Here is a 13,409-nt window from a genome sequence, read left to right on the forward strand (position 1 = left end):
CGGGGCGCGGCGCGCCCCATCGATCCCCTTGCCGCCGCCCGCGTCCGGGCGCCCGCCTCGCGGCGCGCGCCACGGTCGCGCGGGACGGCGGCATTTTGCATTCTGGAGCGTGGCGACACGCATCGACAAGCATGGACAAACAAGCGCTGGACCAACCCCGCATCGGCAAGCTGCAAGCCGGCGCGCTCGATTCGATCTGCGACGTGGGCGACATCACCGTTGGCCACAGCACGCTGGACGACGGCGCGCTGCAGACCGGCGTGACCGTGGTGCGCCCGCATGGCGGCAACCTGTTCCTGGACAAGGTGCCGGCCGCCGCCACGGTGCTGAACGGCTTTGGCAAGAGCACCGGCCTGGTCCAGGTGCAGGAACTGGGCGTGCTGGAAACGCCGATCGCGCTGACCAACACCTTCGGCGTGGGCACCGTGGCCAACGCCCAGATCCGCGCGGCGGTGGCGGCCACGCCCGAGATCGGCCGCGGCATGTCGACGGTCAATCCGCTGGTGTTCGAGTGCAACGACGGCTATCTGAATGACATCCAGGCCATGGCGGTGCAGGAATCGCACTACGTCCAGGCGCTGGCCGCCGCGGACAAGCGCATGGCACAGGGCGCGGTCGGCGCGGGCCGTGGCATGTCGTGCTTTTCCTTCAAGGGCGGCATCGGCTCGGCCTCGCGCGTGGCCGCGATCCAGCCTGGCCTGCGCTACACGGTCGGCGCGCTGGTGCTGGCCAATTTCGGCCGCCTGCCCAACCTGACCGTGGCCGGCCGGCCCTTCGGCCGGCGGCTGGCGGACCAGTTGGACCGAGGCCTGGCGCAGGCGGGCGAGAACGCCGCCATCGTGCCGGAAAAGGGCTCCATCATCCTGCTGGTGGCGACCGACGCGCCGCTGGACGCGCGCCAGTTGCGCCGCCTGTCGCTGCGCGCCGGCGCCGGCCTGGCCCGCACCGGCTCGGTGTTCGGTCATGGCAGCGGCGACATCGCGCTGGCGTTCTCCACCGCCTACACCGTGCCGCAACAGGCCGAGCGGCCGATGCCGGCCATCGCCATGCTGCACGAGACCCGCATCGATCCGCTGTTCGAGGCGGCGGCCGAGGCCTGCGAGCAGGCCATCATCGCCGCGCTGTGGCAGGCCGACGGCGTGTTGGGCCGCGATGGCCATCAGCGCGCCGCCATCCGCGACGCCGCGCCCGACTGGCGCCAATGGCTGGCGGACACCGAATTCTGAATCCTACGAAGGCACTCTCCATGAAGATCCTGATTTCCACCGATATCGAAGGCGTCGCCGGCGTCTTCCACGCCGAACAAGTCCGCGCGGGCAACGGCGAATACGAGCGCGCCCGCGCCTGGATGACCGCCGAGGCCAACGCGGCCGTGCAGGGCGCCATCGCCGGCGGCGCCGAAGAGGTCCTGGTCAATGATTCGCACGGCGGCTTCCGCAACCTGCTGCCGGACGGCATCGACGAACGCGCCCGCCTGGTGCTGGGCAAGCCGCGCTACCTGGGCATGATGGGCGGCCTGGAAGAGGGCTGCGACGCCGTCTTCATGATCGGCTACCATTCGCGCTCGCAGGGGCGCGGCATCCTCGCGCACACCATCAACAGCTTCGCTTTCTCGCGCGTCTTCATCAATGGCATGGAGCTGGGCGAGGCCGGCCTGTACGGCGCGCTGGCCGGCGAAATGGGCGTGCCCGTCATCCTGGCCACCGGCGACGACGTGTTCATCGCCGAGACCACCGACTTGTTCCCCGGCGCGCAGTGGGTGCAGACCAAGGTGGCGCATGGCCAGGGCAGCGGCGTGACGCTGTCGCCGGCGGCCTCGCGCCGCGCGATCGCCGCCGCTGCCGAGACGGCCGTGCGCAACTTGAAGGGAACGACCCCCACGCCGCGCCCGCAAGGCGGGCTTGCTGCCCCCCAGGGGGGCGTTTCCACCTCGGGGCGGCCCAGCGGTGGAAAGGCAATTCCGTTCCGCATCCCCGCCCCTATAGAATGCCGGTTGCAGACGCAGTCGTCGGCCCTGGCCGACCTGTTCTGCATGTGGCCCACGCTGGAGCGCGTGGACGGCGTGACGCTGCGGTTCACCACGGACAGCATGCAGGCCGCCATCCGCACGCTGAACAGCCTGGCCGCCATGTCCTTCATGTTGCGCTAAGGAAACCCATGTCCAGCACCGACACCCGTATCGCCCAACTGCGGCAGGCCATGCGCCGCCGCGGCCTGTCCGCCTATATCGTGCCGTCCTCGGATCCGCACCTGTCCGAATACCTGCCGGCGCGCTGGCAGGGCCGGCGCTGGCTGTCGGGCTTCACGGGGTCGGTGGGCACGCTGGTGGTGACCGCCGATTTCGCCGGCCTGTGGGTCGACAGCCGCTACTGGGTGCAGGCCGAGGCGCAACTGGCCGGCACCGGCGTGCAACTGATGAAGATCGCCGTCGCCACCACGCCGGGCCATGTGGACTGGCTGGCCGCCAACACCCGCGCCGGCGATGTCATCGGCGTCGATGGGCAGGTGCTGGGCCTGGCCGCGTTCCGCGCGCTGTCGGTGGCCGCCGCCACGTCCGGCGCCACGCTGGAGATCCGCGCCGACCTGCTGGACGATATCTGGACCGACCGGGCCGGCCTGCCGTCGGCCGCGATCTACGAACACGTGGCGCCGCAGGCCTGCGTCACGCGCGCCGACAAGCTGGCCCAGGTGCGCGCCGCCATGCGCGCCCATGGCGCCGACGTGCATTTCATCAGCACGCTCGACGACATCGCCTGGCTCTTCAACCTGCGCGGCGCCGATGTCGACTACAACCCGGTGTTCGTCGGCCATGCGCTGCTCGGCCTGGACCATGCCACGCTGTTCGTGGCTGACGGCAAGATCGACGCCGCGCTGCGCGCCACGCTGGCCGCCGATGGCGTCGAAGTGGCCGATTACGCCCAGGCCGCCGACGCGCTGGCCTCGCTCGAACTCGACCAGAAGCTGCTGATCGATCCGGCGCGCGTCACCTGCGGCGTGTTCCACGCGATGGACCCCGCCGTGCCGCGTGTCGAGGCCATCAACCCGTCCACGCTGCTCAAGTCGCGCAAGACCGACGCTGAACTGGCCAATGTGCGCCAGGCCATGGCGCAGGACGGGGCGGCGCTGTGCGAATTCTTCGCCTGGTTCGAGGGCGCGCTGGGCAACGAGCGCATCACCGAGCTGACCATCGACGAACAGATCACCGCCGCTCGCGCCCGCCGGCCGGACTACGTCTGCCCCAGCTTCGCCACCATCGCCGGCTTCAACGCCAACGGCGCCATGCCGCACTATCGCGCCACGGCCGAATCGCACGCCACCATCGAAGGCGACGGCCTGCTGCTGATCGACTCCGGCGGCCAGTACCTGGGCGGCACCACCGACATCACCCGCGTGGTCGCGGTAGGCACGCCCAGCGCCGACCAGAAGGTCGATTTCACGCTGGTGCTCAAGGGCATGATCGCGCTGTCGCGCGCCTCGTTCCCGCGCGGCACGCCGTCGCCGATGCTGGACGCCATCGCGCGCGCCCCGATCTGGGAGGGCGGCGCCGAATACGGCCACGGCACCGGCCACGGCGTGGGCTACTTCCTGAACGTGCACGAAGGCCCGCAGGTCATCTCTTATCGCGCGGTTCCCGGTCCGCACACGGCCATGGAACCGGGCATGATCACGTCCAACGAACCGGGCATCTATCGTCCTGGCCGCTGGGGCGTGCGCATCGAGAACCTGGTGGCCAACCGCGCCTGGCTGACGTCCGAGCTGGGCGAGTTCCTGTGTTTCGAGACGCTGACGCTGTGCCCGATCGACACGCGCTGCATCGAACTGTCGCTGCTGCGCGCGGATGAAATCGCGTGGCTCAACGACTATCACAAGACCGTGTTCGAGCGCCTGTCGCCGCTGGTCGAGGGCGAAGCGCTGGCCTGGCTGGAACGCCGCACCGCGGCGATCTGACGGTCGCGTCCTGCAATGACAAAAGGCCCCAACGGGGCCTTTTGTCATTGCGCTTGCGGCGTTGCGCCTTCGCGCGGCGCTCAGGCCGACGCGCTCTCCGGCGGCGTCTCGCGGCGGCGGTAGAGCAACCGGGCGCCAAGGTAGCAGCTCAGCGCCAGCAGCACGCTGTAGATCAGCACCGACACCACCGAGGTCGTGTATGACGCGGCTGTGCGTATCAACTGGCTCCAGGTCATGGACCAGATGATCAAAAGCGCCAGACCGATTCCCAGCACCTGGGTCAGCCAGAACGCGAAAGTGCCGTGGGCGATGGCGCGGCCCATGCCTGCCGCGCCCAGTGCTTGCGGCAGGTTGCGCAGGCAGACCCATGCGGCCAGCGCCAGCAGCAAAGCGGGCAGTATCCAATAGCCGATCGCGTATTCCAGCATGCCGGCCGATCCCGCATCGGGCATGAAGTACAGGCCGATCACCAGCGCGACGTGCAATTGCCACAGCAGCAGCGTCAGCGCGGCGATCCACGCGGCGTGGCGCCGCTGCAGGAACGGCGCCTGCGCTGCTACGGGGGTGACGCTCCAGGCCGCGATGCGCACCGCCAGCCAACTGCCCAGGATGGTGAGCAGGATGGCGCACAGCTTGGGCGGCAGGGCCATCAGGAGCATGCGGCGGACGCCGTAATAGCCGAAGGCCTCGTCCACCCATTCCTTGTGCCTCACGATGAGCGTGTAGAAACCGTGCTGCAGCAACGCCAGCCCGGTCGAGATCAGCACGAACAGCACCAGCGAGACCGCCAGCAGCACGGCCACCATCCTGCCCGGGCGGTCGACGTCGCCCGCGTTGTGCCGGCGCAGCCAGCGCTGCGTGGCTCCCCAGGTGGTCAGGCCGACCAGGATGCAGCCGGCGACGATGTTCACGACCGTGCTCGCCAGCATGTCGGGCCGGGCAAACGCCTCGCGCGTCAGCGCGGCCAGCGGTCCGGCGCTTATCAGGTAGAGCTGGACCAGGATGGCGCCCAGCAACTGCAGGCCGACGGCGGCGGTGGTCAGGCGCCTGGCCAGCGCGTTCGGGTGTGCGGTCGGAAGGTTCATCGCAGGGGCCTCGGGACAAGAAAATCGGGGACGACCATAGCATGATGGCCACCGTCACGGCATTTCGGTCCTGCGCGCGAGTGCAGCCAAATGTTACGCCTGGCCGCTAGGGGAAAACCCAGACAAGTTCCGCCTCCCGGCTATAATCCAAATTTCCCGCACGCGCCCGCTCGTCCCGGGCGCTTATTACGATGACCAAATACGTATTTGTCACCGGCGGAGTGGTGTCTTCCCTGGGCAAGGGCATCGCCGCTGCGTCGCTCGCCGCCATCCTCGAGTCGCGTGGTCTGCAGGTCACCATGCTCAAGCTCGACCCCTACATCAACGTCGATCCGGGCACCATGAGCCCGTTCCAGCATGGTGAAGTGTTCGTCACGGAAGACGGCGCCGAGACCGACCTGGACCTGGGCCACTACGAGCGTTTCGTCTCCGCCCGCATGCACAAGGTGAACAACTTCACCACCGGGCAGATCTACGAATCGGTGCTGCGCAAGGAGCGCCGGGGCGACTACCTGGGCAAGACCGTCCAGGTCATTCCGCACATCACCAACGAGATCCAGGACTTCATCGCCCGGGGCGCTGACGCCGCCTGGAACGGCAACACCGACGTCGCCATCGTCGAGATCGGCGGCACCGTGGGCGACATCGAATCGCTGCCCTTCCTGGAAGCCGCGCGCCAGATGAGCCTGCGCATGGGCCGCAACAATGCCGCGTTCGTGCACCTGACGCTGGTGCCGTTCATCGCGTCCGCCGGCGAACTCAAGACCAAGCCCACCCAGCACTCGGTGCAGAAGCTGCGCGAAATCGGCATCTACCCGAACGCGCTGCTGTGCCGCGCCGACCGTCCCATCCCGGACGACGAGCGCGCCAAGATCTCGATGTTTTCCAACGTCCCCCTGGATGCCGTCATCTCGGTGTGGGACGCCGACTCGATCTACAAGATCCCGGCCATGCTGCACAAGCAGGGCGTGGACAATATCGTCTGCGAAGCGCTGGGCCTGACCCCGCCGCCGGCCGACCTGTCCATGTGGGACAACCTGGTCGAGGCGCTCGAACACCCCGAACACCAGCTCACCATCGGCATGGTCGGCAAGTACGTCGACCTGACCGAATCGTACAAGTCGCTGACCGAAGCCCTGGTGCACGCCGGCATCCACACGCGCTCGAAGATCAACATCGAGTACATCGATTCCGAAGACATCGAAACCCGCGGCACCGACCAGCTCAAGCACCTGGACGCCATCCTGGTGCCGGGCGGCTTCGGCAAGCGCGGCACCGAGGGCAAGATCGCCGCCATCCGCTACGCCCGTGAAAACGGCGTGCCGTACCTGGGCATCTGCCTGGGCATGCAACTGGCCGTGATCGAATTCGCGCGCCACGTGGCCGGCCTGGGCGGCGCCAACAGCACCGAGTTCGATCCGTCGGCGCCGCATCCCGTGGTGGCCCTGATCACCGAATGGATGGACCGCGAAGGCAAGGTAGAGAAGCGCGACAACTCGTCCGACCTCGGCGGCACCATGCGCAAGGGCGCGCAGCGCGTGCCGATCAAGCCGGGCACCCGCGCCCAGTCGATCTACGGCGACGAAGTCAACGAACGCCATCGCCACCGCTACGAAGTCAACAACGTCTACGTGCCGCGCCTTGAAGAGGCCGGCATGGTGATCAGCGCGCGCACCCCGACGGAGAACCTGCCGGAAATCATGGAACTGCCCGACCACCCCTGGTTCGTCGGCGTCCAGTTCCACCCGGAGTTCACGTCCACCCCGCGTGACGGCCACCCGCTGTTCTCCAGCTACATCCGCGCCGCCATCGAGCAGAAGGCTCGCCGCGGCCAGGGGGCGTAATGGCGGTCGGCGGCACCGAGCCGCGCATCTGCGCCGCCCGGGCCGCCGGCCCCGTTCCCGCCGTCGCTCCTGGCGGACAATGCGCCGCGGCCTCGCGCCGCGGCGCTGCTTTCGGATACAACCACTTAGCATCGGACAGGCACGGCCCCGCCGTGTTGCGCGACACTGCCCGTGTCTCGCTGTCCGGCGCCGCGACCCCATCAATGCAACTGTCCTGAAGGAACCCCATGAGTGCCTATCTCATCGCCGACGTCACAGTGACCAAGCCCGCGCAGTACGAGGATTACAAGCGTCTGTCCACGCTCGCCATGCGCGCGTACGATGCCAAGATCCTGGTGCGCGGCGGCGAATCCCGGCACCTCGAGGGGCGTGAGCCCGGCCGCACCGTCGTCATGGAGTTTCCGTCCATGGCCGCGGCCCAGGCCTTCTACGACTCCTGGCAGTACCGACGCGCCCGCAATGCCCGTGAAGGCGCGGCCGTGATGAATATGTTTATCGTTCAGGGAATGTAAAGTCATGAGTGCAATCGTCGATATCATCGGCCGCGAGATTCTGGATTCGCGCGGCAACCCGACCGTCGAATGTGACGTGTTGCTGGAATCCGGCGCCATGGGCCGCGCGGCCGTGCCGTCGGGCGCGTCCACCGGCGCCCGCGAAGCCATCGAGCTGCGCGACGGCGACAAGGGCCGCTACCTCGGCAAGGGCGTGCTGCGCGCCGTCGAGAACCTCAATACCGAAATCTCGGAAGCGCTGATGGGCCTGGACGCCCAGGAGCAGACCTTCGTCGATCGCACCCTGATCGAACTGGACGGCACCGAGTCCAAGGAACGCCTGGGCGCCAACGCCATCCTGGCCGCCTCCATGGCCGTGGCGCGCGCCGCCGCCGACGAGTCCGGCCTGTCGCTGTACCGCTACTTCGGCGGCAGCGGCCCCATGAGCATGCCCGTGCCGATGATGAACGTCATCAACGGCGGCGCGCACGCCAACAACACCCTCGACCTGCAGGAACTGATGATCCTGCCGGTGGGCGCGGGCAGCTTCCGCGAAGCCCTGCGCTGGGGCGCCGAAGTCTTCCACATGCTCAAGAAGCTGATCCACGGCCAGGGCATGTCCACCGCGGTGGGCGACGAGGGCGGTTTCGCCCCCAACGTGGCCAGCCACGAAGCCGCGATCCAGTTGATCCTGAAGGCCATCACCGAAGCCGGCTACGAGCCGGGCACGCAGATCGCCCTGGGCCTGGACTGCGCCAGCTCCGAGTTCTACCGCGACGGCAAGTACACCCTGGCCGGCGAAGGCGGCATCTCGCTGTCCTCGCAGGAATTCACCAACCTGCTGGCGACCTGGTGCGACAAGTACCCGATCATCTCGATCGAAGACGGCATGGCCGAAAACGACTGGGAAGGCTGGAAGCTGCTGACCGACCAGCTCGGCAAGAAGGTGCAACTGGTGGGCGACGACCTGTTCGTCACCAACACCAAGATCCTGCGCGAAGGCATTCAGAAGGGCGTGGCCAACTCGATCCTCATCAAGATCAACCAGATCGGCACCCTGACCGAGACCTTCGCCGCCATCGAAATGGCCAAGCGCGCCGGCTACACCGCCGTCGTCTCGCACCGTTCGGGCGAAACCGAGGATTCGACCATCGCCGACATCGCCGTGGCCACCAACGCCATGCAGATCAAGACCGGCTCGCTGTCGCGTTCGGACCGCATGGCCAAGTACAACCAGTTGCTGCGCATCGAGGAAGAACTGGCCGAAGTCGCGTCGTACCCCGGCCTGGAAGCCTTCTACAACTTGCGTTAATGTAAGCGGGCCGCGGCACGCGCCGCGGCCTCGTTAGCGCCACGACTGCTGAGGGTTCCCGCGTATGCGCCTGTTGTTCCTGGTGCTGTTCGTGCTGGTAGGGCTGATCCAGTACCCGCTCTGGCTGGGTAAGGGCGGCTGGCTCAAGGTCTGGGACCTGCAACGCCAGGTGGCGGCGCAGCGCGAGACCAACGAAGGCCTGCGCGCGCGCAACGCGGCCCTGGAGGCCGAAGTCCGCGACCTGGAAAACGGGTCGGGCGCCATCGAGGAACGGGCCCGCGGTGAACTGGGCATGATGCGCGACGGCGAAGTCTTCGTGCACATCCTGCCGCAGAACACCCAGCCGCCCGCGGGCGGCGCGTCGCTGGCCACCGAGGCCGCCACCCGCCCGGCCGCTCCGGTGCGTGCGAGCGCGCCGGCCACGCCCGCCAGGCCGGCCCCGGCCGCCACTTCCGCCACGCGGCCGGCCAATGCCCGGCCCGCCAACGGCACCGCCACTCCCCAACGCTGATCCGCCACGCGTCCGGGCAATGCCCGGACCCGCCAACGGTCCCGTCATACTCCAGTGCTGATGTCCGCCCCACCCGGTCCGTTCACGGGCAGTGGAGGCCGCGGCACGCCCCGGCCACCATGCCGGGCGGATACGGCTGGGCGCCGCGCCAGTCCACGGGATGGCTGTGCATTTCCACCTCGAGTTCCATCCCGATCGGCGCGAGACCGATAGCCCGCGCCGCGGCCGCGTAGCTGCCGTCGGCTCCGGCCAATGCCGCCAGCAGTGGGCGCAATGGCGGCAGCAGGGGACGGTACAGATAGGTCAGCCGCAGCCTGAGCGTATTGGCCCGGAAGATGCTGCGGCTGTCCGGCAAGTCGGGCCGGCGCGCGTATTGCAGCGCCTGGTAGGCGTTGTCGATGGCCTGCAGGCCGGCGGGTGCATCGGTGCGCAGCCCCGGCCGGGCATGATCGCGGAAGGCCTGGGCGTCGGGCCGCAGGATCTCGATACGCCATGGGGACGCGCCTACTTGCCCGGCGATGCGCGCCTGGGCGTGGGCCTGACGGCGGCGGGCGCCGGCTTGGCCGCCGGCGCCGGCGTGCAGCGGCAGCAGGGCCTGCTGGAATGCCGCGCGGATGTGGACCGGATCGCCGTGGGTCGTGGCGCCGGCGCGGGCCGCCTGCAACAACGCCAGGTGGACGATCTGGCGTGTCAGTTGCCAGCGGACGGCCTCGACCGTGCCCAGCGCCAGCAGCAGCATCAGGGCGGCGATCAGGGTGAACTCGAGGGCGGCGGCGCCACGCTGCAGCGGGCGCGCGGCGCGGGAGCGCGAGGCGACAAAAAAGGCGGTCATGGCCGGCCAGTGTGGCGCGGGCATGACCGCCTGTCGATTCGTACAAGCCGAGGCAGGGACCCCGGCGCGGTTCAATGCACGGTGGGCGGCGCGTCGCCGTTGGCCGGCTGGCTGCCGGTGAACAGCGCGGCGCAATCGACCGCGTCGAAGACGTAGGGCTTGCCGCAGAAATCGCAGGCCACGTCGACCTGGCCGCGTTCGGCCAGGATGTCGTCGACTTCGGCCTGGCCCAGCGAGCGCAGCATGTTGGCCACGCGTTCGCGGGTGCACGGGCAGTGCCAGCGCACCGGCAGCGGATCGAACGCCACCAGCGTTTCTTCCCAGAACAGGCGGTGGATCAGGGTGTCGATCTCGGTGGTCAGCAGTTCGTCGCGCTTGAGCGTGGTGGCCAGCGCCGTGGCGCGGTCCCAGGTCTCGGTGGCAGCCTGTTCGCTGAGCGTCGTCGTGTCCGAGCCGCCGTGGTGGGGCAGGCGCTGGATCAGCATGCCGGCGGCATGGTCGGCGTCGGCGGCCAGCCAGAGACGGGTGTCGAGCTGCTCGGAGGCCTTCATGTAGTGCTGCAGGGCTTCGGCGACGGTTTCGCCTTCCAGCGGCACAATGCCCTGGTAGGCCTGCTGGCCGGGCACTTTGTGCTGGGGGTCCAGCACCACAATGAAGCGGCCATTGCCGCCCGGGTTCAGCAGACTTTGCATGTCGCCATCGGTCGGCACGTCATGGCCTTCGCGCACCTTGACGGTGGCGCGCAGGCTGAGGTCGGAGCGGCATTCCACCACCAGCAGGGCGATCGGGCCGTCGCCCTGGATCTGCAGCACCAGCGAGCCATCGAACTTGATGTTGGCGGCCAGCAGGGTGGAGGCCGCCACCAATTCGCCCAGCAGGTGGGTGATGGCGGGCGGGTAGTCGTGGTTGGCCTGGACGGCCTTCCAGGTATCCGTGAGGCGCACCGCTTGGACGCGGACGCTACGGTCTTCGAGGAGGTATTTCTTGAGCTGATCGGTCATGGAAGAATGTTAGCCGATCGGACGGCCGATTCCCCCTGTCGGCGGCAGGGGTGTCGGCGGTTGCCGGGGCGTCCCCGGCGGCGGGCTCAGGCCAGACGTTTCAGGGCCGTCTTGTAGTGTTGGCCGCGCGCCACGTAATGGGCGGTGTTCTTGTGCAGGTTGGCGATTTCCTCGTCCGACAGTTCGCGCACGATCTTGCCGATGCCGATGACCAGGGAATTGTCCGGAATCACCCGGTCTTCCGGGATGATGGCGCCGGCGCCGATCAGGCAGTTGCGGCCGATCACGGCATTGTTCAGCACGATGGCCTGCATGCCCACCAGCGCGCCTTCGTGGATGGTGCAGCCATGCAGCATGGCCTGGTGGCCCACGGTGACGTTCGGGCCGATGCTCATGGGACAGCCGGTATCCACGTGCAGCACGCTGCCTTCCTGGATATTGGTGCCCTGGCGGATCAGGATGGCGTCGTTGTCGCCGCGGATCGAGACGTGTGACCAGATGCTGACGCCGGCCTCCAGCGTGACGTTGCCGATGATGTCGGCGCTGTCGGCCACGTAGGCGGCCGAATCGATGCGGGGAATGAGGTCGTCGAGCTGGTAAATGGGCATGCCCTGTCTCCGGGTGCGGCGGCGGATCTCTGCGGACCCGCCCGCGTCATTGGGGCCTGGACGCCCGCGCGCGTTCTTCTTCGCGCTGGCGCAGGATGCGACGCTGGATTTTACCGGTGGTGGTCATGGGCAATTCTTCGACGAATTCGATTTCCTTCGGGTACTCGTAGGGCGCCAGGCGCTCGCGCACGTGTTCCTGCAGGTTCTCGATGATGTCGCCGCGGTCGCGCTGGGCGAATTCCGGCGTCAGCACCACATAGGCCTTGACCACCGTGCCGCGCTCGGCGTCCGGCTTGGGCACCACCGCGGCATTGGCCACGGCCGGGTGCCCGACCAGGCAGCTTTCGATCTCGCCGGGGCCGATGCGGTAACCGGACGACTTGAACACGTCGTCGGCGCGGCCGGCGTACCAGAGATAGCCGTCAGCGTCGATCCGGGCCAGGTCGCCCGTCAGGCACCAGTCGCCCTTGAACTTGGCCTGGGTGGCGGCTTCGTCGCGCCAGTAGCCCAGGAACAGGACCGGGTCGGGAAAACCGTGGATGTCGTAGCGATTCACGGCGATCTCGCCGGTTTCGCCAGGCGCCACCGGCTGGCCGGCGTCGTCCAGCACCGCGACCCGATGGCCGGGGTAGGGCCGGCCCATGCTGCCCGGTTTGGCCGGCCAGCGCTTCTGGCTGTTGCCGACCACGTAGTTCATCTCGGTCTGGCCGAACATCTCGTTGGGTGTCACGCCCAGCGCCGACTGGCACCATTCGAATACGGTCTCGCCGACGCTTTCGCCGGCGCTCATGATGGACCGCAGCGCCAACTGGTATTGACTGCGAGGCTCGGGCACCGCCTTCATCATCATCTTCAGCGCGGTCGGGAACAGGAAGGTGTTGGTGACCTGGTAGCGTTCCAGCAGCTCGAAGGCGCGCTCGACGGAGAAACGGCCGCGGGTGCCGACGATGGGATGACCGAAATACAGCGTCGGCAGCAGCGCGTCCATCATGCCGCCGGTCCAGGCCCAGTCGGCGGGCGACCAGAATACGTCGGCGGGCCGCGGAAACCAGTCCTGGGAAGCGACGAAACCCGGCAGGTTGCCGATCAGCGCGCTGTGCGGCAGCAGGGCGCCCTTGGGGGCGCCGGTGGTGCCGGAGGTATAGAGCAGGATGGCCGGATCCGACGAACGCGTCGGCACCGGCTTGAATTCACTGGGTTGGCGCGCCAGCAGGCTGCGCCAGGGCAGGACGCGCTCGTCGGCGAAACCGATGCCGATGATCTGTTGCAGGTTGGGGCAATTGTCGCTGACGGCCAGCAGGTTGGCGCTGGAAGCATGGTCGACGATGGCGACGCGGGTTTCCGAATCGCACAGGCGGCTCTGCAGGGCTTCGGGGCCGAACAGCGCCGACAGCGGCAGCACCACCGCGCCCACGCTGTAGATGGCCATGTGGGCCACCACGGTCTCCGGGCGTTGCCCCAAAACCACACCGACCCGGTCGCCGCGGCCCACGCCCATCTTGACCAAGCCATTGGCCAACTGATTGGCGGCCTCGGCCAGCCGCGCATAGGTCCAGACCTCGCGGTTGCCGGCTTCATCTTCGTAGTAGATGGCGATGCGCCGCGCATCCGGACTACTGGATGCCCAGCGGTGGCAGCACGCTTCCGCTATGTTGAACTGGGTGGGAACCAGCCAGCGGAATGTTTGGTAGAGCACCTGATATTGGTCGTTCATGGCCCTATGTTGTGAGCATGTTGCAGCGTGAACGGGTCAGTTTTTGCCCGTTGCCCCAATTGC

12 protein-coding genes are annotated in these 13,409 nt (G+C 68.1%); 7 read left to right on the forward strand and 5 right to left on the reverse strand.

The annotated features are described in order from the left end of the window. Nucleotides 1-131 precede the first annotated feature (131 nt). The 3 genes from AAID08_RS06840 to AAID08_RS06850 are packed head-to-tail and all read left to right on the forward strand — an operon-like array spanning nt 132 to nt 3,948. The gene (locus AAID08_RS06840; protein WP_336235875.1) at nt 132-1,226 is read left to right on the forward strand and encodes a P1 family peptidase; all 1,095 of its coding nucleotides are present in this window, start codon (nt 132-134) and stop codon (nt 1,224-1,226) included. 20 nt (nt 1,227-1,246) lie between these two features. Next, entirely contained in the window at nt 1,247-2,149 is a 903-nt protein-coding gene (locus tag AAID08_RS06845; protein WP_336235876.1) for a M55 family metallopeptidase, read from the forward strand. 8 nt (nt 2,150-2,157) lie between these two features. Continuing rightward, complete coding sequence (locus AAID08_RS06850) at nt 2,158-3,948, forward strand: aminopeptidase P family protein (RefSeq protein ID WP_336235877.1); 1,791 nt, start codon at nt 2,158-2,160, stop codon at nt 3,946-3,948. Nucleotides 3,949-4,028: 80 nt separating this feature from the next. Here the strand turns inward: AAID08_RS06850 and AAID08_RS06855 are convergent, their stop codons facing one another. Continuing rightward, the gene (locus tag AAID08_RS06855) at nt 4,029-5,033 is read right to left on the reverse strand and encodes a hypothetical protein (RefSeq protein ID WP_395757477.1); all 1,005 of its coding nucleotides are present in this window, start codon (nt 5,031-5,033) and stop codon (nt 4,029-4,031) included. 191 nt (nt 5,034-5,224) lie between these two features. Here AAID08_RS06855 and AAID08_RS06860 point away from each other — a divergent pair, with 191 nt between their 5' ends. The 4 genes from AAID08_RS06860 to ftsB all read left to right on the forward strand — a co-directional run bounded on the left by AAID08_RS06860 (nt 5,225) and on the right by ftsB (nt 9,191). Then, nucleotides 5,225-6,877 (forward strand): CTP synthase, encoded by a 1,653-nt coding sequence (locus tag AAID08_RS06860; RefSeq protein WP_054501512.1) that lies wholly within the window; start codon nt 5,225-5,227, stop codon nt 6,875-6,877. A gap of 227 nt (nt 6,878-7,104) precedes the next feature. Beyond that, the gene (locus tag AAID08_RS06865; RefSeq protein WP_006389344.1) at nt 7,105-7,389 is read left to right on the forward strand and encodes a DUF1330 domain-containing protein; all 285 of its coding nucleotides are present in this window, start codon (nt 7,105-7,107) and stop codon (nt 7,387-7,389) included. A gap of 4 nt (nt 7,390-7,393) precedes the next feature. Then, nucleotides 7,394-8,680, forward strand: a complete 1,287-nt coding sequence (gene eno / locus AAID08_RS06870; RefSeq protein ID WP_006389345.1) for a phosphopyruvate hydratase — start codon at nt 7,394-7,396, stop codon at nt 8,678-8,680. Between the two features lie 64 nt (nt 8,681-8,744). Next, nucleotides 8,745-9,191, forward strand: a complete 447-nt coding sequence (ftsB, locus tag AAID08_RS06875) for a cell division protein FtsB (protein ID WP_175189351.1) — start codon at nt 8,745-8,747, stop codon at nt 9,189-9,191. An 82-nt stretch (nt 9,192-9,273) separates the two neighbouring features. On the opposite strand, the gene AAID08_RS06880 is transcribed toward ftsB, so the two are convergent. The 4 genes from AAID08_RS06880 to AAID08_RS06895 all read right to left on the reverse strand — a co-directional run bounded on the left by AAID08_RS06880 (nt 9,274) and on the right by AAID08_RS06895 (nt 13,346). Beyond that, on the reverse strand, nt 9,274-10,047 hold the full coding sequence (locus tag AAID08_RS06880) for a TadE/TadG family type IV pilus assembly protein (RefSeq protein ID WP_240806393.1): 774 nt from the start codon (nt 10,045-10,047) through the stop codon (nt 9,274-9,276). 47 nt (nt 10,048-10,094) lie between these two features. Continuing rightward, a complete protein-coding gene (hslO, locus tag AAID08_RS06885) occupies nt 10,095-11,024 on the reverse strand; it encodes an Hsp33 family molecular chaperone HslO (RefSeq protein WP_054501510.1) in 930 nt (309 codons plus the stop codon). 86 nt (nt 11,025-11,110) lie between these two features. Further along, nucleotides 11,111-11,632: a gamma carbonic anhydrase family protein gene (locus AAID08_RS06890; protein ID WP_054501509.1), complete on the reverse strand. Its 522-nt coding sequence runs from the start codon at nt 11,630-11,632 to the stop codon at nt 11,111-11,113. 46 nt (nt 11,633-11,678) lie between these two features. Then, nucleotides 11,679-13,346, reverse strand: coding sequence for an acyl-CoA synthetase (locus AAID08_RS06895; RefSeq protein WP_054501508.1), 1,668 nt, complete (start codon nt 13,344-13,346; stop codon nt 11,679-11,681). Between the last annotated feature and the right edge of the window lie 63 nt (nt 13,347-13,409).

Origin of the sequence: Achromobacter sp. EB05 (genome assembly GCF_044232075.1) — a bacterium.
GTDB lineage: Bacteria > Pseudomonadota > Gammaproteobacteria > Burkholderiales > Burkholderiaceae_B > Achromobacter > Achromobacter dolens.